We start from the raw sequence: 24,275 nt of genomic DNA, 5'->3' as shown, positions 1-24,275 counted from the left end.
TGTTGACTGACCCACCGCTTTCGCGAGCAAGCCCGCTCCCACAGGGGATTTGTGTTCAGCCGTGAAATCACACTCCACAAAAAAACCGCATCGCTGCGGTTTTTTTGTGCCTGCGAAAGCGCCGCTTAAACGAACATCGACAACAACAGGATAAAGCCCAACGCGACCACCGAGAGGATGGTTTCCATCGCCGTCCAGGTCTTGAACGTCTCAGCCACGGTCATGTTGAAGTACTGCTTCACCAGCCAGAAACCGGCGTCGTTGACGTGGGACAGGATCAGCGAACCGGCCCCCGTGGCCAGTACCAGCAGCTCACGGTTGACGCCCGGGATCATGCCGACCACTGGCACCACGATGCCTGCACCGGTAATGGTCGCCACGGTAGCCGAACCGGTGGCAATACGAATCACCGCTGCCACCAGCCAGGCCAACAGAATCGGCGAGATCTGCGCGCTGACCGCCATGTGGCCGATCACATCGCCCACGCCGCTGGTGACCAGCATCTGCTTGAAGCCACCGCCGGCACCGATGATCAGGATGATCGCCGCAGTTGGCGCCAGGCTCGCATCGAGCCACTTGAGCATTTGGTTGGAGCCGATGCCCTGCTTGTAGCCGAAGGTGTACAGCGACAGCAGCAACGCCAGCAGCAACGCCGAGATCGGGTGACCGATCATGTCCATCCAGGTGCGGAAGAAGTTACCGTCCGGCAGCGCCACGTCAGCAAAGGTTTTCAGCAGCATCAGGAACACCGGCAGCAGCACGGTGATCAGGGTGATGCTGAAGCTCGGCAGAACGGCGGAATCGTTTTCACGGGCCAGTTGATCGACCAGTTCCTGATTCGGGTGACCCGGAATGTGCTTGGCGATGAACGTACCGAAGATCGGGCCGGCAATGATGGCGGTCGGCAACGCGACGATCAGACCGTACAGAATGGTCTTGCCGATATCAGCGCCGAACACGCCGATGGCCAGCAGCGGGCCCGGGTGCGGTGGCACCAGACCGTGTACCGCCGACAGGCCGGCCAGCAGCGGAATACCGATCTTGATGATCGATACGCCGGTGCGGCGGGCCACGATGAACACCAGCGGAATCAGCAATACAAAGCCGATTTCGAAGAACAGCGGGATGCCGACGAGGAACGCGGCGAACATCATTGCCCACTGGACTTTGTCCTTGCCGAATGCGCGAATCAGGGTCTGGGCGATCTGATCCGCCCCGCCCGACTCGGCCATCATTTTGCCGAGCATGGTGCCCAGCGCGAGGATGATGCCGACGAAACCGAGCACGCCACCGAAGCCGTCCTGGAACGCCTTGATGATGGTGCCGATCGGCATGCCGGAGGTCAGACCGAGGAACGCGGCGGCGATGGTCAGGGCAATGAACGGGTGAATCTTGAATTTGGTGATCAGGATGATAAGTCCGATCACCGTAACCACTGCATCGAGCAGCAGGTAGGCGTCGTGGGACATGCCAAACATGGGGGGTGTCTCCTGGCTTGTTGTTGTTATTAAAGCGGGTTAATCAGAAGTCGTGATGACAGCGCTATCTGCATGAACACACTCATACCGCCTGTTTCAGGCCATTGGCCTGCCACCAGACGTGAGCTTGTGCAGCGAGTTCTTCAACGCTGTGAATCGAAGCATTCAGCGCCAGGGTCAACGGCTCGCCCTTGGGCGATTCGAGGGTGGCGAACTGGCTTTCGATCAACGTCGCTGGCATGAAATGGCCCGGGCGGTGCGATACACGCTCGGCGGCGACTTCAGGGGTCAGCTCAAGAAACACAAAGCCCAGGCCTGGCAAGGCACTGCGCAGCACTTCGCGATAGCTGTGTTTGAGGGCCGAGCAGGTCAGCACCGGGCGCTGACCTGTGGCATCGACGCGACGCAGTTCATCGCACAGGCTGTCGAGCCAGCCGGCACGGTCGTCGTCGTTCAGGGGGATCCCCGCGCTCATCTTTTCGATGTTCGCGGCCGGATGAAAAGTATCGCCTTCAATGGCAGTGGCGCCGCTCAATTGGCACAAGGCCTCGCTGACGCACGTCTTGCCGCAACCGGCAACGCCCATGATGACCAGGGCGGTGATGGGATGACTCATATAACACCTCAGCGCGCAGACAGCGCTACCTTTGCTAGCTATGACTCTAGTGCACAGGCAGAAGTTGCCGACGCCTTCTTGTCGTTTTTTTGGGTTGCAGCAGGTTTGTTCCCAACGCCAAAAAGCGAAGATCAGGCAGGACCTCGCTTACGCATTTACAGCTGCATCAGGACAGCGCTACCTTAGTGCCTTGATTTTTGTTTGGCAAGCCGTCGATGACCACCCCTAAAAACGATAAAAATACCCGCACCACCGGCCGTCCCACCCTTAATGAAGTTGCCCGCCTGGCCGGGGTCAGTCCGATTACCGCTTCTCGCGCCTTGCGCGGGGTCAGCACCGTGGCCACGGAGCTTGTGGAAAAAGTCCAGAAAGCTGCCCTGGAACTCAACTACGTGGTCAACCCTGCCGCCCGCGCCCTGGCCTCAGCGCAGAGCCATTCGGTGGTGGTTTTAGTGCCTTCGTTATCCAACCTGTTGTTCATCGATACCCTGGAAGCCATCCATCGGGTGCTGACGCCCAAGGGCTTCGAAGTGCTGATCGGCAACTTCCACTATTCGCGTGATGAAGAAGAAAAACTGCTGCGCAACTACATGGCGTATCAGCCACGCGGCTTCCTGCTGACCGGGTTTGATCGCACTGAAAGTTCGCGGCGAATGATCGAGGCCAGCAACATTCCCTGCGTGTACATGATGGAGCTGGACAGCGCCGCCGGGGTGAACTGCGTCGGTTTCTCGCAACTCAGTGCCGGTGAAACGGCGGCCGAGCATTTGCTGTCCCGTGGGCGCAAGCGTCTGGCCTACATCGGTGCGCAGCTTGATCAGCGCACGTTGTTGCGCGGTGAAGGTTTTCGCAAAGCGTTGCAGAAGGCTGGGCGTTATGACCCGGACCTGGAAGTGCTGACGCCGCGCTCCTCGTCGGTGGGTCTGGGCGGCGAGTTGTTTTTGCAATTGCTCGCGGCGCATCCGGATGTCGATGCGATCTTTTTTGGTAACGACGACCTGGCGCAGGGTGCTTTGCTGGAGGCCTTGCGCAACGGCATCAGGATTCCGCAGCAGGTGGCGATTCTGGGTTTCAACGACTTGCCGATGTCCGAGCACATGGTGCCGCGCCTGAGCAGCATCAACACCCCGCGTGAAGCAATCGGCCGACGCGCGGCGGAGCAGATGCTGACGTTGATGGCCGGCAACAGCGTGGCGCGCCCGGTGGAGGACATGGGCTTCGAACTGAAGATCCGCGAAAGTACCTGACCCCCACAGATTCAAAGTTGAAACACCATCCCTGTGGGAGCGAGCCTGCTCGCGAAAGCGGTGTGTCAGATAAGCATGTGCCGAGTGAAACGACGCTTTCGCGAGCAGGCTCGCTCCCACACTGGATCTTCACAGACGCTAATGGCTGAGTAAGTCAACCAGCGCCAAGGCACCCTTCTGCAATGGCTGGCTTTTGAGCCACACCGCATGCACCGGCAGCACCAGTCCATTCTCGATATTGCGGAAATTCAGTCGCTTCAAGCGTCCGCTGTCCAGCCACGGCTGCACCACCGACAGCGGAAAATTGCCCCAGCCCAATCCCGCCTCGACCATCTCCATCGCCGTTTCCAGCGTGTCGGTGCGCCAGTGGGATTCAGCCACCAAAGGCCGAGTCTCGCTGATCGGCAAGTCGCGGCTGGCGACGAAGATCTGCCGCACATGCACCAGGTCTTCAAGAAACAGATCCTGCCCCTGCAACAAAGGACTGTCCGCCGCCAGCGTGGCGATCATGCGTTCGTTGCCGACAAACTGAAACCGCTCCAGCACGTTCACGCTCAACCCGGCGAACGCCAGGCACACGCTGACGCGGCCGCTGTGCAACATCGCCAACACGTCATCCTGCGGCGCGGTCAGCACTTCTATGTCGAGCAGCGGATGACGCTGGGCAATCACCCTGATCGCCGCCAGCAAGCGGCTTCGGTCAATGTCCGCGACCACACCAATCGACAATTTGCTCTCCAGCCCCAAAGACAATTCAACCGCGTGGACTTGCAGTTGCTTGAGCTGTTCGGCGATCAACCGCGCATGCGGCACCAATGACAAGGCCATCGCCGTCGGTTGTGGCTCGCGATGGCTGCGGTCGAACAGCGGATAGCCCAGTTCGGCCTCAAGATTACCGATGGCCATGCTCACGGCCGAGGGGACTTTGCCCAAGGCCCGAGCGGCGGCGGAAAACGAACCACGCTCGATCACCGCGAGAAACAGTTCGATGCTGTCGCTGTTGAAATTCAAAAGATCAACCTATCAATAAATATGAAAGCTACTGACTTTTTCTGTCAGGTCTATTGAAGCTATCTTTCATCGCCTTGGCCAGCTCTGTTGGCAAATCGAATTCAAAGAAAGAGGCAAATCCGCATGCAAGGCGTTAAACGCAAACTGGTCTACGTGTCGCTCTATGAAGTGATCGGCATGACCTTCTCCGCCCTCGGTCTGGCGCTGTTGTCGGGTACATCGCCGGGCAGCACCGGGCCGCTGGCGGTGATCATCACCACCATCGCGGTGACCTGGAACTTCATTTACACAACCCTGTTCGAGCACTGGGAAAGTCGCCAAAAGTCGCGCACCCGCACGGTCAAACGGCGGATCGCCCACGCCGTCGGGTTTCAACTGACGTTGATCGTGTTCCTGATTCCGTTGATCGCGTGGTGGATGAACATCAGCCTGGTGCAGGCATTTCTGCTCGATCTGGCACTGATCATTTTCATCCCGTGCTACACGTTTGCCTTCAACTGGCTGTTTGATCGGGTATTCGGCCTGCCAGCCTCGGCGTTGCCAGATTCAACCGCTGCGGCATAAATCGTTAATTCGTAAACAGATATTGCGAGAAATCAGCGGTTTACCCGAGTAAACCGCTCATATTCACAATCCGTAAACTCCGATAGCAGGCTAAGCTTTTCCATCAATAAAAATGGATCAGCCCCATGACTGCTCACGCCCCCACCGTCGCGCCAAGCGACGGCATCGACCCGATACGCGCCGCCGAGGTTTCCGCCCGCATCGACCGCCTCCCGGCGGTCGCAACGATCTGGCGACTGGTGGCGCTGCTGTCGATCGGTGGATTCTTCGAACTCTACGACCTGTTCCAGACTGCCTACATCAGCCCCGGTCTGATCCGCGACGGGATTTTCGCCACCGGTAGTCAGGGTGTGTTCGGGTTTTCCGATCAGGCGGCGTTTGCCTCGGCAACCTTCCTCGGCCTGTTCATCGGCGCGAGCATGCTCAGCCCGTTGGCAGATCGTTTTGGCCGGCGCGCGATCTTCACCTTCGCGCTGGTCTGGTACACCGTTGCCACCGTGCTGATGGGCACTCAGAGTTCGGCGCTGGGGATCATCTGCATGCGCTTTCTGGTGGGCATCGGCCTGGGTATCGAGTTGGTGACGATCGACGCTTACCTCTCGGAACTGGTGCCCAAACGCATGCGCAGTTCGGCATTTGCCTTCGCATTTTTCATACAGTTTTTATCGGTGCCGGCGGTGGCGCTGATGTCGTGGTGGCTGGTGCCGCAAGCGCCATTCGGCGTCTCCGGGTGGCGCTGGGTGGTATTGGCCAGTGCGGTGTTTGCGCTATTTATCTGGTGGCTGCGCAAGCGTCTGCCGGAGTCGCCGCGCTGGCTGGCGCAACACGGCCGCTTTGATGAGGCCAATCGGATTCTCGACAACATCGAAGCACGTTGCGAGAAGGATCACGGCAAACCGCTGGACGCCCCTGAAACGGTCCCGGTCGACGTCGAAGGCAAGGGCCGTTTTGCCGACATCTGGCAACCGCCCTACCGTCGTCGCGCGTTGATGCTGATCGTGTTTCACGTCTTTCAGGCCATCGGTTTCTTCGGTTTCGGCAACTGGTTGCCGGCGCTGCTTTCCGGCCAGGGCGTGAGCGTCACCCACAGCCTGATGTACGCCTTCATCATCACCCTCGCCTACCCGCTCGGGCCGTTGCTGTTCGTGAAGTTCGCCAACCGTTTCGAAAACAAATGGCAAATTGTCGGCTCGGCCCTCGGCGCCATGACCTTCGGCACCTTGTTCGCTTTGCAAACCAGCGCGCTCGGGCTGATCTTTTGCGGGGTGATGATCACCTTCTGCAATGCCTGGCTGAGCTTCAGTTATCACTCGTATCAGAGCGAACTGTTCCCGACCAACATCCGCGCCCGCGCTGTCGGCTTCTGCTATTCGTTCAGCCGTTTGTCGACGGTGTTCAGCAGCCTGTTGATCGGCATGTTTCTCGACAACTTCGGCACACCCGGGGTGTTGGCGTTTATCGTCAGCAGCATGCTCATCGTGATGCTGACCATTGGCTGTTTCGGGCCGCGCACACGTAATCTCGCACTGGAAAACATTGCCCATCGCTGATGAACGACGGTCATCCACTGCCGCCGAACGGCAAGGGATGACCGCTTCTCACCACCGCGAGTGCTCATTCCCCCCGAAATACAGGGCTTTGGACTCAAGGCACGGTTATTGCTGACCTACGTCAGTCAGCAATTATCCAAGGTCCAATCATCATGTTGGTCAGTGCCAAGCAAGCGCAAATAATCCACTTGCCCAAGCGGCTCGCAGAGGATGCCACCGCCACGGCCGCCGCCGGTTTGCAGGGCGGCCTGCACGGCGCCATGTTGCAATCGCTGCAGAATCAGACGCAGCTGCAATCCACCGATGCCAGCGCCAAGGTGCAGGAGTCGGCGACGCAAATCGCCACCCAGCAAGTCGCCGAAGCCACGCGCATCAGCGACAACGTCGACGAGGCATTCGCCAAGACCCGTGTCGGTCTGCAAACCACCGATATCTCCGATGCCACCCAGACCACCGGCACCTCGGCCACCGATGCCTTCAAGGACTACATGAGCAAATCGCCGGAACAGCGTATGCGCGACAGTATCCTCAAAGACCTGGGAATTACCGAAGAAGACATCCGCAACATGCCGCCGGCGCAACAACTGGCCATCGGCAAAGAGATCGCCCAGCGCATGCAGGACAAGATGCAACTGGCGCAGGCGGAAAAAGAAAACGTCAATGACGTCAAGGTGAGTGACAAGTTGGCGGACACGTTTCTCGCGGCGCTTTGATCACGCCATTGCAACAGGGTCCACCGCGACCCTGTATGCCTGTGTACTTTCTGGGACTATACGACCACTCATCGGAAACAGCACGATACCTGTTAGATATGACAGTAGATTTTTTGCAAAAAATCCCTGTTCAATGGGTCGTGATCACCCCTGTGGTCACAGACTTGAAACTATGAACAGGAGTTCATCATGAGTAACAGTCCATTCACAGGTGAATGCAACGTTAGATCCACTTATAACGACGAGCCCTACGGGGAAGACCTCTTCACAACGGATGTTTCCTTTACCAAGGAATACTTCCAGGCGACCAAATCCTCGAAGTTTTTACAAGTTCTTCACTCCCCTTCACTTGATGAAAACGTTCATGAACTGGAGGTCGGTCCTGATAAGGAAACGCAAATTAAATATCGTACCAACCATGGAGGCATTGATCGTATCTACGACGTGGTTGGAACGGTAGAACTAACAATCGGGACGAATGCGCGGAGCGGTGAGTTTAAAGGGAAATACTATGACAACTGGGGACGGGAGCTTATCATCCAAGGCGATTTTGATGCCAAGTTGACGTGATATCGAGATCCGCCGCCTTGAACAAGGGCATGGAGTGTCGCCCTTGTTCAGGTGCAGGATAAAGCGCATGGGCCAGGTTGCGATTTTCAACAGCCCGTTCGTCGCGAAACATCCTGCACCTGTAATTTCTGACAGTAGACGGTATGCCTTGCATGAAAGAGCATGGAATCGCGCGTGCAGCGATGTGGGCGGGCTATGACAATCATCTGCAAGGAAGAAGAATATGAGTGAAGACCTGGAAAGAAAATCGAGAGCGCTTCAGGACATTTCGCGTTGTTCGTAAATGAGAATAACCAAGGCGAACAGAGTGTTCCAACCGGCTGTCTCCTATTGGCGTTTAATTCCGAATATACGTATGTATTAGGGCGTATCAATATCTCCAGCTCCTGAACTCAGCAATTGCCCCTCAAGTTAGAGGGGCCATTACCCTGAGACACTCAATTCAACTGCAGCGTCTCATTAAACTGACTGATCGCATCCACTACATGCCGCGATCCCTGTTGAATCTCCAGAATCACCTCCCCCGCCTCGTTCGCCAATTCGACGCCAAGGCCCGTTCGGCTCAGACTTGATTGCATGCTCGACACCGCGCTCAAGGACAAGTCATGGTTCTTGCGCACCACCTCGACAATCTCCAGCGTCGCCTGACTGGTGCGCGCCGCGAGGCTGCGCACCTCATCCGCGACCACGGCGAACCCGCGCCCATGCTCACCGGCCCGCGCTGCTTCGATGGCGGCGTTGAGCGCCAGCAGGTTGGTCTGATCGGCAATGCCGCGGATGGTCTGGACGATGGTGCCGATGATGTCCGACTGTTTGCTGACCGCATCGATGCTGACGGCCGCTTCGTTGAGATCGCGGGAGATGTCCTGAATGATCTGCACCGTTTGCTGCACGACCTGTGAGCCTTTTTGCGCGCAGGCGTCATTTTGTACCGACGTGCTGTGGGCCGATTCCGCAGCGTTCTGCAACGTGGTCATTTGATGGGTGATGTCGCTGGCGAACTTGACCACTTTGTACAAGCGGCCCTTGGTGTCGAACAACGGGTTGTAGGAGGCCTCCAGATAGACCATCTGCCCGGATTTGTTCTTGCGTTCGAATCGGTGCGAGTGATATTCGCCGCGATTGAGCGAAGCCCAAAATGCCTTGTATTGCGCTGACTCGGATTCCGAACGGTGGCAAAACAGGCTGTGGTGATGCCCGACGATTTCGTTGAGCGAGTACTGCATGGTATTCAGGAAGTTTTCGTTGGCGGTAATCACATTGCCTTCAGGGGTGAACTCGATCACCGCCATCGAACGACTGATCGCCGCGAGCATGCTTTCCTCTTCGTGTTCCTTGTTAACCCGGGCGGAAATGTCCGAAGCCACTTTGATCACGCTTTTGACTTGTTTGTCCGGGCCGTACACGGGCATGTAACTGGCCTCGAGCCAGATCTCTTTGCCGCTTTTGTTCAAGCGTAAAAAGGTCCCGCTGATGGGTTCGCCACGGGCCAGGTCACGCCACAATCTGACGTACTCCTCACTGCGGTAGAACGCCTCTTCGCAAAAGATCCGATGATGCTTGCCGCGCACTTCTTCAGCGCCGTAGCCCATGGTTTTGCAGAAGTTTTCATTGGCATCGAGAACAATGCCTTCGGGGGTGAATTCGATCATCGCCATCGAACGACTGATCGCGGCCAATTTGGCGTTGGCCTCGGTCAAGGCACAGCTGAATCGCTCGATTTCCTGCAGATCAGCCTTGTGATGTAGGTTGAACATGGTTGTATCACCTTCAGCGCGGTCTTTTGATTTGATGAAAGTTCAGGTCTTTCAGAATCCACCACTACGTTCCTTGGAACAGGCACACGCATGCCTCCAAAGGGAGGCGTTGTCAGGTGATAAATGATGGTCAATCGGAGCGTCCATGCCGCAACGCTCTAATCAAGACATCCTTCTCTTGATAGCCCGCACGCGGGCCAACCCTAACGTGTTGAAGAACTTCCATTTAGATGACGCTCCTTGTTGGTTCAGTGTCGGTGCCTTGGATTGCGCACTCTGGCAGCATGGATCACGGACTAACCGACCGGCAGTGACATGACGGTCGACATGGTTAGTTAGCTGTCAGCATAGCCAGCGCAAAGCCTTGCGCAAGGCCACTAGTCGGCCAGTATCTGGCACTTTTTGCACAAGAATCGGTTCAGCGCAGGGTTTCGATTGGCCGGCGGTGGGCGGCGTCGAAGTAATGGGGCATGACGAACGCGCAGCCGGGTTATGAACCCGATGTGCAACGAGCGTCGGCACTCATCAGAATTATTTGAAAAGCGCCGCAAACGCAGAGGCCGTTCGTCGGAACTGTAATTTCTGACAGTGGTGATGCATCGACTACTGGGCGCCTCATGGTTTAGCCGGATCAGCCGGCCCCCAGACCATGACTCGACAGGAGCCAAGACATGAGCCTTTATATTCCGCCGACAGAAAACCTTAGCGCGTTAGGTGCTTTCAGTGTGTTCAACAATTCGGCGAACGCAACCCTCACGCCCCTAAAGGTCGCGGGCATGATTGAAAACGTCACAGGAGCCGACTTTGCTTTAGGCATCAATCAACTCAGCACCGGTGCACTGTGCGCTATCGACCACTATCTGAATATAGAAGTCGGTGACACCGTTGAAGTGTTCTTCACCTCCCAAAACCGTGCTGATGCTTACAAATTCATCCGCAAGGAGGACCTCGACAACCCCGATAAACGTTTGTTGTTTACCATTGGCCGGGAGAACTTTCTCTCAAGAACATACAAAAACGTCCACTATCGGATCACGCGTTATTCCGGAAATATCGAAAACTCGGCTCCGCTAAACGTACTGGTGCTGCTGACTCGCCCCGGGGGTGTCGACAACAACTCCGATCCCGTCAGCCATTCAGGGTTGCATCAGACGCTTGAACCGGACGTCGCGGAGCGTGGCATCGATGCAGAGCGCGCCAAGACCGGAACGTGGGTGACGATTGAGCCCTACCAGTACCTGCGAGAGGACGACAGCATCGAGTTGCTGTGGGGCAATGAGTCGATCCGTCACACCGTTACCAAAGAGCAGGCCGAGTCTCCGCGAACCAATCCGATCAAAATGTTTGTCAGCCGTACTGTCATCGAAAATGCGGGAAGCTCGAACAAGCTGCCAGTCATGTTCAAACCTATCGATGAAGCCCATAACCTGCCCGATGAAAACGGCCCTTGGTCAACTCCGTCCTATGTGAACGTCGATCTGGACGACTCGAAACTGCCCGAGCCTTTCGTTGAAGACGCGGATTACCACACCTGTGAAATAGATCTCCTGGGTTTGAATGGTCGGGATGTAAAGATTGAAGTGCAAACCAGCCGACAGAACTATGTACCGGGCAATATCATCCATTTGTCCTGGGCCGGTGAAACCGTAGAGGGCACATCGATTAAGCAGACCTTCGAGATTCCCGTCACGGCCCCAGGCAGGACTTATGAAGCATTTGTCGCCCATGACAACGTCAAGGCGATCCCCTACGGCAGAGCCATCGTTTCGTATGAGGTGCAGACCAACAACGGCCGCCTGTACTCGAAAAAAACCATCGTGCGCATCGCCGGCAAGCTCAATGCTTTGCTCGCTCCGTCGATCGATAAGGCCAATGGCAATTACCTGCCGCTGAATCTTGAGCGGGCCACGGTGACGATTCCGAGTTACCCCGGACGTGCGTCCAATGATCAGGTGATTCTGTTTATCAACGCCGTCCGGCCCGGCGGCGGTACCGAACTCTATGAAGATGCACGTCTGGTCGGCGTCCTGCCACCCGGCATGCCGATCACCCGACTGGTCCAAGGGCCGGATCTCGACCGTTTTGCCGGACTGAGTGTGACCGTCACCTACGAGGTGCATACCAACGTGGTGCAGATCTCCGATCCGTTACACCTGAGGGTGGGCGAACCGATAAAACTCCTGCCGGCGCCTATTCTGGAAGGCACCACCGACGACAACGTGTTCGACCCGGCGCCCGATCGCGAAGTGATCTATCACATCCCATTGATTCTGACCAACACCAAGGATCAAGGCAGTTGGTATTTCCAGGGCTTCAGCCGTGAAGGCAGCACACAAGGGACGTTCGAACTGACGCCAGGCTCGGCGGCACGCGCTATTCGCATTCCGCTATCCCGTCACTTCGTCGAGCTCAATCTGGACCACACCGTAAAGCTGTTTTACAACCTGCGGCGTGACGGCGTGGAGATGTACTCCGAATATCGCGAAGTGCGCATCGGCAGCCCATTGCCCAGCCTGCTTGAACCGAGCGTTGTCGAGGCGCCCAATGGTTTGCTCGATCCGAATCGTTATCAGGACGATTTTACCGTGCGTGTCGTGACGACAGCGTTCAAGCCAGAGGACACGATCGAACTGACGATTCTCGGCCGTCCGGGCGACGGTTCGACGGTTCCCGAGCGCAAGTCAGTCAACGGTCAGGCATACGTGGATTTCAGCATCCTGGCGGGCATTACCGGGGCCAACCTGAAGCAGGTGGTGAAGGTCAGCTACAAAGTGATTCGTCTGGGACAGGAGACGCCTTCCAAAACGCTGGACCTGAGCATTGGCGAGTTGCTGCAACAAAGCATGCCGACACCGTTGATCGAAGGTTTCACTGGCGCCGAACTGCAGATCGGTACCATCAAGGACGCCACCAAAGTGTTGTGTGACAGATGGCCGTTCCAGCGTTCGGGGTTGCCGGTGTGGTTGAGTTATGTGGAAACCCGCACCGACGGAACTTCACGGACCAAGGATCAGTGGGTGGGAGCGGCACACGATCAGGGTGCGGGGCTGACTTACACGACTGAGGTGCAATGGTTGCGCGAGTGCCGGGCCGATTCGAAAGTGGCGATCGTGTTGAAGGTGGGGTTGTTCAGGGAGGCTGCGTTGGTTGACGCAGTGGAGTGTCAGGCCAGGGTTTATAGCGTGCAGGCCGGGCTGGATGAACTCACGACCTTCAATGGCTTTGATTGGAATGGGTGGTCGCTGCCTACTATATACAGATCACAAATAGGGCTTTTGGCTGGAGAATACTTTGCTGAGTCGATCATCCACGCCAACGCCTATGCCTACGTATATGGGGGTGTCAGAAATTTTGTGTTCGGGCATAACATGAGTAAGAGGTGCATGTATGCCAACCAAAAAGAAACCCCTGCGTGACCTACCAAAAATCCCCAAGGAGCTGCTCGAAGAGTTCGGTGAGGGGCTGATTACCGCAGAGGCTATTGAAGACGCTTCTGCGGCCTTCAAGAAGGCCTTGATTGAGCGAGCATTGAGTGCCGAGCTCGGTCACCACCTGGGGTATCCGCCGGGCGCGCAGCGCCCAGAGGATGAAACCAACCAGCGCAATGGCAAAACGGGCAAGACGATTTTGACGGGGGATGGCCCGCTGCGGCTGGAGATTCCCCGTGATCGGGATGGCAGTTTTGCCCCCATTCTGATCCCCAAGCATGAGCGGCGTTACACCGGTTTTGATGACAAGATCATCGCCATGTATGCCCGAGGCATGACCGTTCGAGAAATCCGCGCTTTCCTCTCTGAGCAATACGGGACGGACGTTTCCCATGACTTCATCAGCTCAGTCACGCACGAGGTGATGGAGGAAATTGGTGCGTGGCAACAGCGACCGCTTGAGCCGATGTACCCAGTCATTTTCTTCGATGCGCTGCGGGTCAAGATCCGAGAAGAAGGCCTTGTCCGCAACAAGGCGATTTACTTGGCGCTGGGTGTTTTACCCGATGGAACGCGCGATATTCTTGGTATCTGGATCGAAAACACCGAGGGTGCGAAGTTCTGGATGAAGGTCTTCAACGACCTCAAGACCCGCGGCGTAGAGGACGTGCTGATCGCCGTGACTGACGGTCTCAAAGGCATGCCAGAGGCGCTAAGCGCAGTATTTCCGGCAACAACGCTGCAAACATGCATCGTCCACTTGATCCGCAACAGCCTCGATTACGCGGCGTGGGACAAGCGCCGTGAGCTGGCCAAGGCGCTAAAACCGATCTATCAAGCCATCAACGCAGAAGCGGCTGAGGAAGCACTGGATGCCTTTGAAAATGGCCCTTGGGGTAAGCAATACCCAACGGTGGTGGCGGCCTGGAGACGAGCCTGGGATCGAGTGATTCCATTTTTTGTCTTCCCGCCTGCCATTCGAAAAGTGATCTATACGACCAACGCTATCGAAAGCATCAACGCTCAGCTACGCAAGATCATCAAGACCCGGGGCCACTTCCCGACGGATGACGCAGCGACCAAGCTGATCTGGCTTGGGCTGCGTAACATCACGGCAAACTGGGGCTCGGCGGCTCATGACTGGAAGAGTGCGATGAACCAATTTGCGATTCTGTACGGAGATCGATTTATCAGGCCGACCTGGTAAAACCCGGCCTGCCTGACGGCAGGCCATTACCGGCCCGCACACAAAAAATCTGACACTCTCAAACCATTTGGTCACGGCAAGCGACACCATTAACGGTTTGAGCCAGTCCATTGCCCGTGCACCTCTGGCAAGCCTGCCGAACAACACCACCGTCACACTTAAAACCAGTGTGAGCAACAGAGCCCTGCCATCCAATCCTGTGCATTTGCGAGACAGCGTCTATACGGTGCGCCGCCCATCATTCACAGCACACGAAAACTTCGACAGCACACCTTTGATCTACTTCCAGACGGGCCAGCCCTACACACTGCCAAGCGGCATCATTCTCACCAACCTGGGAGGCATTACCTTTATCACCAGCTCTCACCTCTTGCCGGGGCAACACCACACGCCCCTGCTCGGCTCACGCACATTGAACATGCTGGGCAGCGTTCGCTTCACATTCCCCAGCCCGGCAACCTCCGTCAGCTTCCTCATTGACTCGCATCAGTTGCAGGAAAACGACGCGGTGATTTACCGGGATGAAGCGGGCAACATTATTGCTCGCAGACCCCTGCCTTACACCAACTCGTTTCAACACGCCTACGTTTCCTATACCTCGAGCCATGCCAACATAATTTCGGTTGAGTTTACTAACCACAATGACATATTCGTGGATGCCCTTTATGCGAGCTAAGTGCCTTAGGAGCAAAAACCGGGGCAGGTTTATTTATCTGGCAATCTCAGGTTGTTTAAAAGACACCTGAAGACACGCCTTCCAGGCTACGCAACCTTGCGTCTTTGCCTACAGCTACGCCAGAATCCGCCGGCTTGTGCGCCTTGGGGGCGGGTTCTATTGTGGGGCGGTCGCTGACGAATCAGTGATCGGATTTGACCGTCCGCCCAACATCAAGGCGCAGCAGCGTCCTGCACGTGTTCAGGCATTGCCTGAAATCATGTCGCGGTGGCTGTGCGTGGGACACCTTCGGGTGTGCCGGAGTCCTTGATGTCCGGTCGGTCAACCCGCGTACAGCTGCCACCCTGTTTGTTTGACCGCGAATGTCGGCAGCTCCATTCATCAAGGAGCTTCACCATGATCAAACCCACACCCAACCCACCCGAAACCGACGCCACCTCCCCCTACGAATCCCTCGATTCAAAAAAACTCCACGAGGCCGCCGACCGCGCTCTCGATCATTACCTCTGCCCGCCCGGATCCACGCCGCCGCCCCGTAAAACCCGCGGGATGTATGCCGCGACTGCCGACACCAAAAACAAGGAATTGCTGCTCGACGCCTGCGAAACACTCGCGTCGGCCAAGACCATCGCCCATGACTTCGCCCGCCTGTTGCCCGCGCCGCAACGCAGAACCGTGCTGGGCACTGCGCAATTGATCATGCTCGGGGAACTGGCGGTGAATCGGGTGCTGAATAATCTGGAACTGCCGCAGTAGCAGGCCTCAGTGACAAGCCTTTATTGATGTGTTGTGGTGGCTGACGCCTTCGGGAGCAAGCCCCCTCCCACAGGGATCCGGGTCGATCACAAATCTTTGTCCCACCGCCAAACCTGTGGGAGCGGGCTTGCCTGCGAAGACTGACTCACAGGCGACACATCGCTTCAGGCAGAAGCAACGCAGAACCGTGCTGGGCACTGCGCAATTGATCATGCTCGGGGAGCTGGCGGTGAATCGGGTGCTGAATAATCTGGAACTGCCGCAGTAGCAGGCCTCAGTGACAAGCCTTTATTGATGTGTTGTGGTGGCTGACGCATTCGGGAGCAAGCCCCCTCCCACAGGGATCCGGGTCGATCACAAATCTTTGCCCCACCGCCAAACCTGTGGGAGCGGGCTTGCCCGCGAAGACTGACTCACAGGCGATACATCGCTTCAGGCAGAAAAAACCCGCCGTCCCGTTCAACCGGGACGGCGGGTTTTGTCGTTTCAGGCCTTGATCAGACGGTATCCACCTTCAACGAATGATCATTGAGCATGCCGCTGATGATCGTCGCTGTGTCATGCCCGCTGGCAATCATCCCCCCCGCGCCCGGCGTTACGCCGTAGTGGCTGGCCAGGTTGACGCCGGCCAGGTCGATGGTCTGGTTGGGTGTGGCGCCGGCCATGGCGCTGACGTCGATGCTGGTCATCACGGACGCGCCTGTGCCGGTGACGGTGAAGTGCAGGTAGTCGTCGAGCGATGCCGTGGTGCCGTTTTCACCTTGCAGCAGTTGCGACAGATCGAGCTTGTCAGTGCCGGGGGTGAAGTCGGTGATGAGGTCGTGGCCGCTGTTGCCCTTGAGCCACTGGAAGGTGTCGGCCCCTGCCCCGCCCGTCATCGTGTTGTTGCCCAGGCCGCCGATCAGCAGGTCATCGCCGCCCCCGCCATTGAGGATGTCGTTGCCCAGACCGCCGTTGATCACGTTGTTATTGTTGTCGCCGGTGAGGGTGTCGTTGAAGTTCGAACCGACGAGGTTTTCGATGCCGGTCAGGGTGTCGGTCCCGGCGCCAAGGGTGTTTTGCGCGCCGAGCAGACCGAGATTGACCGTGACTCCGGCGGTGGCATGCGCATAGCTCGCGGTGTCGATACCAGTACCGCCGTCCAGCAGGTCGTTGCCCGGGCCGCTGTAGAGCAAGTCATTGCCCGCGCCGCCATGCAATTCGTTGTTGCCGGAACCGGCGGTGAGCACATCGTTACCGTCACCGGCATTGATGATGTTGTTACCGGTGCCGGCCACCAGAATGTCATCCCCCGCTGTGCCGGTGAGCGTGTGGCCATCCTGATAGCTGATGGTCACGGCGGCGGTGTCGCTGCCGCCGTGGTTGTCATTGGCGGTGTAGGTGCCGTGGTAGTCCGGGGTGATGTCATGCGCCCCGGCGTAGTTGAGGGTCATGGTCAGCTGGTAGTTTTCCGACCCGTTGGCGTTACCACCTGTGGGGTTGGTGATGTTGGTGATGTGGATCTGGTAAACGCCGTCCGACGTCGCGGTGAGGGTTTGCCCGTCCGCCAGCGCAATGTACGCGCCACCGTTGATCGAGTACTCCATGCTGACGTTACCGGCCGCCAGGTTGTGATCCAGGTTGAGGGTTTCGCCCTGGCGCAGGTTGACGGTGATGCGATCTTCATCGTTGGCGTTGCTGTTGCTCACTCCACCGAGGTAGCCGCTGACCACCAGCACGGCGGTCATGGTTGCCGCGTTGGCCGAGAACGCATTGCGCACGTTGGCCAGGTTCTGGTTGGCGGCGGTGTTGGCATTGGTGCCGGTGAAGCTGATCGCGCCGGTGCCGGTGAAGTCCGCTGCTTTCGAGATCCAACCGGTGTTGAAACTGGTTGGCGTCGCGTTGAGGGTATCGCCGTTCGGATCGGTGTCGTTGGCCAGCAACAGTTCACCCGGCACGACGATGTTGCTCGACAGCACGTTGGTGATGACGTGGTCGTCCGCCGCCACTGGTGGCGCGTTAGGGATCACTTTCACGGTCAGCGTCGAGCTGGCGAGGTCGCCGTCGTTGTCACTGACGGTGAACCCGATGTTCTCGGTGATCACCACGGCGGTGGTTTTTTGCGAGGTGTAGGTGTATTCGCCAGTATCGAGGTTGATCAGCAGCGTGCCGCTGTTGTTGGTGGCGATGCTCAGCGTGTTGTTCACGGTGTTGAAAGTGCCGTGGTTGACGCCGCCGCTTGGCACCAGTGAGCCTTGGCCGCCGTTGGCCTTCGGATCGTAGGTGTACGTGGTGCCGTCGACCACGATGGATTTGATGAAGCCGCCATCAGCACCAAAAGTACCGCCCTCGCCCAGCAACGAACCGGTGACCGGCGCGCCTTGCACGGTGCCCGAGAGCACCGAGTTGAGCTGGTTGAGATCGGTGACCACCACCGCGTTGGTGTTGGTGTGGCTGATGCCGTCGTAGGCCAGCGGATCGAGGTTGGCGTTGCTCACGCCACTGCCCAGACCGATCGCGTAGTTCTTGATGTTGTTGGCATCGAGGAAGTTTTTCAGCGCGGCTTCGTCGGCAGCGTTGATGTCGCCCTCGTTGGGTTTGCCGTCGGAGAAGAAGTAGCCGACGTTCTGCGCCCCGGTGAGTTTGCCCGAGGTGTTGAACGCAGTTTGCATCACTGCCACGGCAGCGTCGTAGTTGGTACCGCCGCCGGCGGTGAGGCCGGCGAGAATGGTTTTGGCCGTGGCCACATCCACCCACACCGAGGTGCGGTCGGTGGCGTTGCTGCTGAAGGTGACGAGCTGCACTTTCACATCGCCCAGATCATCGTACTTGTCGAGCAAGGCGCTGATCGCCTGCTTGGCCAGCGCCAGCCGCGACAGGCCCGGCACGCCGGAGGCGTCGGCCATACTGCCGGAGATGTCGAGAACGATCAGCAGGTTGGAATCGATTTCCACCGCCGCCACCGAGCGATCCGAGGCCACGGCTTTGGGCACGTCATCAACGATATTGACGACGAGGGTGCTGGTGGTGCTGTTACCCAGTGCATCGGTGGCTTTGTAGGTAAAACTTTCGCTCAGGGTGTTGGCCCCGTCGTTGGCGTTCGGCGAAGTTTTCGGTGCTGAGGTCAGCGTGTAGGTATAGGTGCCGTCGGCGTTGAGCTGGATCTGCCCATAGGTGCCGGTGGCGCTGCCGACCAGGGTGTAGGTGATCGCGCCCGTGCCGCCGGTAACCGCACCCACCAGGGTGCCGGTCGCGGTTTCGCCGGTGTTGCTCGGGTCGCTGCCGGTGACTGTACCGGGGGCCAGATCCGCGCCGTCCTTGGTCAGGTCGAGCGCTTTTTCATAAACCGTCACGTCCTGATCGACCGAAGCCACGAGTTTGCTGTCGGCAACATTGATGGTGAGGGTCGTGGTGCTCTCATCGCCGTCGCTGTCGCGGATGGTGTAGGTGAAGGTGTCGGTGGCGCCCGGTGGGCTGACCGAGTTCGGGTTGCTGTGGTAAACGGCGTTGCCCGCCGCGTCCAGGGTCAGGTAACCGTAGGCGCCGTTGATGTTGCTGTTGAGGCCGCCGACGGCCGAGGTGCCGGTGTTGCTGCCCGCGCGCACGCCGACCACCGAGGCCGCGCCATCGGCACCGCTGATGTCGTTGCCCAGCACGCTGACATTGACCGTGCCACCCTCCGCCACCGAGCCGGTGTCGGGTTTGGCGGTCGGCAGGTCATCGACGATGTTGACGTTGATCTGACCGCTGGCGGTGCTGCCGTCGGTGTCGGTCGCCACCACGTTGAAGTTCTCGGTGATGCTGTTGGCGCCGTTGGCATTCGGATGGGTTTCGTTATCCACCAGGGTATAGCTGTAGCTGACCACGCCGGTCGCCGGGTTGTAACCGGTGATGGTGAACGTGCTGCCCAGCGGCGAAACAACAGATTGCGGGAAGCCTGCGGCCACACCATTGGTGACCACGGCAATACCGCCGACGGTGAGGGTTTGCAGACCATCAAGCGCGGTGACGGTGAAGGTGCCGCTTTGGCTCAGCGCCGGGGTGTCAGGGCTGGTACCGTCGCTGAGGTTTTTCTCGTAGACGGTGAGTTCGCCGCCATTCACATCGAGACCGTTGAGCACCACCGGATCATCGTTGTTATGGATATTCAGCACCAGGTTGGCGGTGCTGGTGTCGCCATCGGCATCGGTCAGCGTGTAAGTGAAGGTTTCAGTGCCGTTGCCACCGCCGTGCAGGGCTTTAAAGTCGGCGTCGCTGCTGTCCAGGGTGTAGGTGTAAGTGCCGTTGGCGTTCAGCACCAAGGTGCCGTAAGTGCCGACGACCGTGGCAGGCGTGATAGGCCCGGCATTCGGACCGGTCGCGACCGCGTCCGCGCCTTGCACGTCGTTGGTCAGCACGTTGCCGGTCAGCGTCAGTTGGGTTTCCGAAGCGCTGCTGGCGTTGCTGTCATTCACCGCTTTCGGCACGTCATCAACGATGCTGACGACGAGGGTGCTGGTGACGACGTTGCCCAGTGAATCGGTGGCCTGATAAGTGAAGGTTTCGGTCAGGGTATTGGCACCGTCGTCGGCATGCGGCGTGGTGCTCGCTGGCGATGTCAGCGTGTAGGTGTAGGTGCCGTTGGGGTTGAGGACGATCTGCCCGTAGTTGCCGGTGGCACTGCCGACCAGCGCATAGCTGATCGCGCCGACGGCGCCAGTCACCGAGCCGACCAGCGTGCCGGACGCAGTTTCGCCCGTGTTGGTCGGGTCGCTGCCGGTGACGGTGCCAGGGGCCAGATCGGCGCCGTCCTTGGTCAGGTCGAGGGCTTTCTCAAAGACAGTGACGTCGGTGTCGCTGGTTGCGTACAGCTTGCTGTTGGCGACATCAATGGTGATGGTGGTGGTGCTTTCATCGCCGTCGGAATCGCGCACGGTGTAGGTGAACACATCCACCGCGCCCGGCCCGTTCACCGCATTTGGGTTGCTGTGATAGACGGCGTTGCCGTTGGCATCGAGGGTCAGGTAGCCATAGGTGCCGTTGATGTTGCTGTTGAGGCCGCCGATGGCCGAGGTCGAGGTATCCGCGCCGGCGCGCACGCCGACTACTGCGCCCGTGACGGCCGGGCCGTCGGCGCCGCCGATGTCGTTGTCCAGCACATTGCCGCTGACGGTGCCGCCCTCCGCCACCGACGCCGCGTCGGAATAAGCGCTCGGCAGATCATCGACGATGTTGACGTTGATCTGGCCGCTGGCGGTGCTGCCGTCAGTGTCCGTGGCGACGACGTTGAAGTTCTCGGTGATGCTGTTGGCGCCGTTAGCGTTCGGATGAGTTTCGTTGTCGACCAGGGTGTAGCTGTAGCTGACCACGCCCGTCGCCGGATTGTAGCCCGTGATGGTCAGCGTACTGCCCAGCGGCGTGACGATCGATTGCGGGAAGCCTGCGGCCACGCCACCAGTGACCACATTGATGCCCCCCACCGTCAGGGTTTGCAAGCCGTCGAGGGCGGTCACGGTGAAAGTGCCGCTCTGGGTCAGCGCCGGGGTGTTGGGGCTGGTGCCGTCGCTGAGGTTTTTCTCGTAAACGGTGAGTTCGCCACCGTTCACATCCAAGCCGTTGATGATCACCGGATCGTCATTGTTGTGGATCTGCAAAACCAGATTCGCGGTGCTGGTGTCGCCATCGGAATCGGTGATGGTGTAGGTGAAGTTCTCGGTGCCGTTGCCGCCGCCGTGCAGGTTTTTGAAGTCGGCGTCGCTGGTGTTCAGCGTGTAGGTGTAAGTGCCGTTGGCGTTGAGTACCAGCGTGCCGTAAGTCCCGGTGAATGTACCCGGCGTAACGGGGCCGGTCGACACTCGGTCGGCGCCTTCTACGTCGTTGGTCAGGACGTTGCCAGTCAGGGTCAGCTGGCTTTCCGAAGCGGTGGTTGGGTTGCTGTCGTCCACGGCTTTTGGCAGGTCGTCGACGATGTTCACGTCGAGTGTCGCGTTGGCGGTGGTGCCGTTGTCATCCACCACGGTCACGGCGAACTGCTCTGGCAGGTTGTTCGCGCCGCTGGCGGTAGGATGGGCTTCGTTGTCGACCAGGGTGTAGCTGTAACTGACCACGCCGGTGGTGGCGTTGAAACCAGTGATGGTCAGCGTGCTGCCCAGCGGTGTGGTGACCGATTGCGGGAACCCTGCGGCGATACCATTGGTGACCACGGCAATACCGCCGACGGTCAGCGTGGTGACGCCATCCAGCGCGGTGATGGTGAACGTGCCGCTTTGGGTCAGCGCGGTGGCATCCGGTGTGCTGCCGTCGCTGAGGTTTTTCTCGTAAACGGTGAGTTCGCCACCGTTCACATCCAAGCCGTTGATGATCACCGGATCGTCATTGTTGTGGATCTGCAAAACCAGATTCGCGGTGCTGGTGTCGCCATCGGAATCGGTGATGGTGTAGGTGAAGTTCTCGGTGCCGTTGCCGCCGCCGTGCAGGTTTTTGAAGTCGGCGTCGCTGGTGTTCAGCGTGTAGGTGTAAGTGCCGTTGGCGTTGAGTACCAGCGTGCCGTAAGTCCCGGTGAACGTGCCAGCGGTGACCGGGCCAGTGGTTACGCGGTCGGCGCCTTCTACGTCGTTGGTCAGGACGTTGCCAGTCAGGGTCAGCTGGCTTTCCGAAGCGGTGGTTGGGTTGCTGTCGTCCACGGCTTTTGGCAGGTCGTCGACGATGTTCACGTCGAGTGTCGCGTTGGCGGTGGTGCCGTTGTCATCCACCACGGTCACGGCGAACTGCTCTGGCAGGTTGTTCGCGCCGCTGGCGGTAGGATGGGCTTCGTTGTCGACCAGGGTGTAGCTGTAACTGACCACGCCGGTGGTGGCGTTGAAACCAGTGATGGTCAGCGTGCTGCCCAGTGGCGTGGTGACCGATTGTGGGAACCCTGCGGCGATACCATTGGTGACCACGGCAATACCGCCGACGGTCAGCGTGGTGACGCCATCCAGCGCGGTGATGGTGAACGTGCCGCTTTGGGTCAGCGCGGTGGCATCCGGAGTGCTGCCGTCGCTGAGGTTTTTCTCGTAAACGGTGAGTTCGCCACCCTCGACGTTCAAGCCGTTGATGATCACCGGGTCGTCGTTGTTGTGAATCTGCAAAACCAGATTCGCCGTGCTGGTATCACCGTCCGAATCGGTGAGGGTGTAGGCGAATGTCTCCGTGCCATTGCCGCCGCCATGCAGGGCTTTGAAATCAGCGTCATTGGTATTCAGCGTGTAGGTGTAAGTGCCGTTGGCGTTGAGCACCAGCGTGCCGTAAGTCCCGTTGAATGTACCCGGCGTAACGGGGCCGGTCGGCACTCGGTCGGCGCCTTGCACGTCGTTGGTCAGCACATTGCCAGTCAGGGTCAACACTGTTTCCAATGCCTGTGAGGCATTGCTGTCGTCGAAGGCTTTAGGCACGTCGTCGGTGATGTTGACGTCCAGCGTAGCGGTCGCGGTGTCGCCATTGCTGTCGCCGGCAATTACGGTGAATTGCTCGCTCAGATTGTTGCCACCGTCGCCCGCCGCGTGGGTTTCATTGCCATTGAGGGTGTAGCTGTAAGTGACCACCCCGGTGGCCGGGTTGTAACCGGTGATGGTCAGGGTGTTGCCCAGTTGCGTGGTGATCGACTGCGGAAAACCGACCGCCACGCCACCGTTGATCAGGTTGATGCCGCCGACACTCAGGCTGCTCAGACCATCGGGGGCCGATACCGTGAAACTGCCGCTCTGGGTCAGTGCCCCCGGATTGGCCGCCGAGCCGTCAGGCAGATTGGCTTCGTTGAGGGTCAGCTCGCCACCGGCCGCCCCAAGCCCGGTGAGGGTCACCGGATTATTGACTGGCGGCGGTGGAACAACCGGCGCGACCGTGTCGTTACCATTGTCGATGACCGCGTTACGCCGCTCTTCGGGAAACTCGGGAATGCCGTTGAACCCGGCGGTGGGGAAACCGATGATCGGGTCGACCCGCCCACCGACTTCCGTCAGCAAGACAAAACTGTGCCCGCCACCCAACTCACCGGTGGTGTTGCCGGGGGCGTTGGGACCGGCGGCGGTGGCTTCAGCGGATTGGGTCGGGTCGTCACCGGCGGCGATGGCTTTCTGGATCTGCTCGACATCGGTCAGTTGCGCATCACTCGGGGTCACGGCCTCCGCAGCGTTCACATGCGCCGCCTGGCCGGCCAGTAATTGGCCGGTCATGGTCAGGCTGCTGTCGCGGCCCAGGGTCAATTCCTGGCCATTTTGCAGATGAACGGCGACGGCGCCTTCGGCCCCGGTGATCAGTTGATCGCCGGCAAACAGGCGATCCCCTTCAACCAGTGCGCGTTTGCTGCCATCTGCAGCGACGGCGAAAACCTGACCAATGACTTTAGTGACGGTACCGATGAGCGTTGCCATGTGAAATCCTCCGCTGCCGACCACCGTCGGCACTGGTTCGCGAAGCAGCCCATGGCTCAATCGGGTTGTCGGGGCGACGCTCGCACCTCGACAGTTCGTTTGGCAGGTGGCACCCCATCGGGAAACATCAGTGCTATCAAGCACTTCCGAGCCCTGTTCAAGGCAACACGCCTACTAACGCTACGTAACGGTGGTGAAACACTCGAGTGACAAAAAAATGTCGCCCGCCACCTGCTACGCGTCCCTCCCCTTCAGCAGTACTTCGCCGTATGTCGCAAAGTGAGTTGAACTTTCCTCAAGCCTTTCTGCACTCCCTAAAGCACATAAAACAAA

Annotated in this window: 14 protein-coding genes and 2 pseudogenes; 10 read left to right on the top strand and 6 right to left on the bottom strand. The window is 58.6% G+C overall.

The features are described from left to right. Nucleotides 1-125 precede the first annotated feature (125 nt). The gene (locus ATI02_RS24245) at nt 126-1,478 is read right to left on the bottom strand and encodes a GntP family permease (protein ID WP_095188078.1); all 1,353 of its coding nucleotides are present in this window, start codon (nt 1,476-1,478) and stop codon (nt 126-128) included. A gap of 82 nt (nt 1,479-1,560) precedes the next feature. Continuing rightward, the gene (locus tag ATI02_RS24240; protein ID WP_095188077.1) at nt 1,561-2,094 is read right to left on the bottom strand and encodes a gluconokinase; all 534 of its coding nucleotides are present in this window, start codon (nt 2,092-2,094) and stop codon (nt 1,561-1,563) included. A gap of 215 nt (nt 2,095-2,309) precedes the next feature. On the opposite strand from ATI02_RS24240, the gene gntR reads away from it, so the two are divergent. Beyond that, complete coding sequence (gntR, locus tag ATI02_RS24235; RefSeq protein ID WP_100848492.1) at nt 2,310-3,341, top strand: HTH-type transcriptional regulator GntR; 1,032 nt, start codon at nt 2,310-2,312, stop codon at nt 3,339-3,341. Nucleotides 3,342-3,479: 138 nt separating this feature from the next. On the opposite strand, the gene ATI02_RS24230 is transcribed toward gntR, so the two are convergent. After that, the gene (locus ATI02_RS24230) at nt 3,480-4,352 is read right to left on the bottom strand and encodes a LysR family transcriptional regulator (protein WP_095188076.1); all 873 of its coding nucleotides are present in this window, start codon (nt 4,350-4,352) and stop codon (nt 3,480-3,482) included. Nucleotides 4,353-4,475: 123 nt separating this feature from the next. Between ATI02_RS24230 and ATI02_RS24225 the strand changes: the two genes are divergently transcribed. The 4 genes from ATI02_RS24225 (at nt 4,476) to ATI02_RS24210 (ending at nt 7,749) form a co-directional block, all read left to right on the top strand. After that, on the top strand, nt 4,476-4,916 hold the full coding sequence (locus tag ATI02_RS24225; RefSeq protein ID WP_095668504.1) for a PACE efflux transporter: 441 nt from the start codon (nt 4,476-4,478) through the stop codon (nt 4,914-4,916). 125 nt (nt 4,917-5,041) lie between these two features. After that, nucleotides 5,042-6,466 carry an MFS transporter gene (locus ATI02_RS24220; protein WP_100847589.1) on the top strand — a complete coding sequence of 475 codons (1,425 nt, stop codon included), beginning with the start codon at nt 5,042-5,044 and terminating at the stop codon, nt 6,464-6,466. A gap of 152 nt (nt 6,467-6,618) precedes the next feature. Beyond that, on the top strand, nt 6,619-7,179 hold the full coding sequence (locus ATI02_RS24215) for a hypothetical protein (protein ID WP_100847588.1): 561 nt from the start codon (nt 6,619-6,621) through the stop codon (nt 7,177-7,179). A gap of 189 nt (nt 7,180-7,368) precedes the next feature. Beyond that, on the top strand, nt 7,369-7,749 hold the full coding sequence (locus ATI02_RS24210) for a hypothetical protein (protein ID WP_100847587.1): 381 nt from the start codon (nt 7,369-7,371) through the stop codon (nt 7,747-7,749). A 437-nt stretch (nt 7,750-8,186) separates the two neighbouring features. Here the strand turns inward: ATI02_RS24210 and ATI02_RS33380 are convergent. Both ATI02_RS33380 and ATI02_RS33375 read right to left on the bottom strand, forming a co-directional pair. Beyond that, nucleotides 8,187-8,615: pseudogene (locus ATI02_RS33380) on the bottom strand (methyl-accepting chemotaxis protein); the annotation flags it as partial. A gap of 114 nt (nt 8,616-8,729) precedes the next feature. Next, nucleotides 8,730-9,506, bottom strand: a pseudogene (locus ATI02_RS33375) (PAS domain-containing protein); the annotation flags it as partial. Nucleotides 9,507-10,177: 671 nt separating this feature from the next. Here ATI02_RS33375 and ATI02_RS24200 point away from each other — a divergent pair. The 5 genes from ATI02_RS24200 (at nt 10,178) to ATI02_RS32140 (ending at nt 15,841) form a co-directional block, all read left to right on the top strand. Further along, nucleotides 10,178-12,922 carry a hypothetical protein gene (locus ATI02_RS24200; RefSeq protein WP_100847585.1) on the top strand — a complete coding sequence of 915 codons (2,745 nt, stop codon included), beginning with the start codon at nt 10,178-10,180 and terminating at the stop codon, nt 12,920-12,922. Beyond that, a complete protein-coding gene (locus tag ATI02_RS24195) occupies nt 12,894-14,141 on the top strand; it encodes an IS256 family transposase (protein WP_095191982.1) in 1,248 nt (415 codons plus the stop codon). Before ATI02_RS24200 ends, ATI02_RS24195 begins: the two co-directional genes overlap by 29 nt. A 97-nt stretch (nt 14,142-14,238) precedes the next feature. Continuing rightward, entirely contained in the window at nt 14,239-14,817 is a 579-nt protein-coding gene (locus tag ATI02_RS24190) for a hypothetical protein (protein ID WP_146166086.1), read from the top strand. Between the two features lie 396 nt (nt 14,818-15,213). Continuing rightward, nucleotides 15,214-15,573, top strand: coding sequence for a DUF6124 family protein (locus tag ATI02_RS24185; protein ID WP_100847583.1), 360 nt, complete (start codon nt 15,214-15,216; stop codon nt 15,571-15,573). A gap of 127 nt (nt 15,574-15,700) precedes the next feature. Then, complete coding sequence (locus ATI02_RS32140) at nt 15,701-15,841, top strand: hypothetical protein (RefSeq protein ID WP_157815148.1); 141 nt, start codon at nt 15,701-15,703, stop codon at nt 15,839-15,841. 229 nt (nt 15,842-16,070) lie between these two features. Here ATI02_RS32140 and ATI02_RS24180 read toward each other — a convergent pair whose 3' ends face one another. Next, complete coding sequence (locus ATI02_RS24180) at nt 16,071-23,942, bottom strand: retention module-containing protein (protein ID WP_100847582.1); 7,872 nt, start codon at nt 23,940-23,942, stop codon at nt 16,071-16,073. Between the last annotated feature and the right edge of the window lie 333 nt (nt 23,943-24,275).

This window comes from Pseudomonas baetica (genome assembly GCF_002813455.1).
In the GTDB taxonomy this organism is placed as follows: Bacteria; Pseudomonadota; Gammaproteobacteria; order Pseudomonadales; family Pseudomonadaceae; genus Aquipseudomonas; species Aquipseudomonas baetica.
This window is presented reverse-complemented; position numbering and strand designations above follow the sequence as displayed.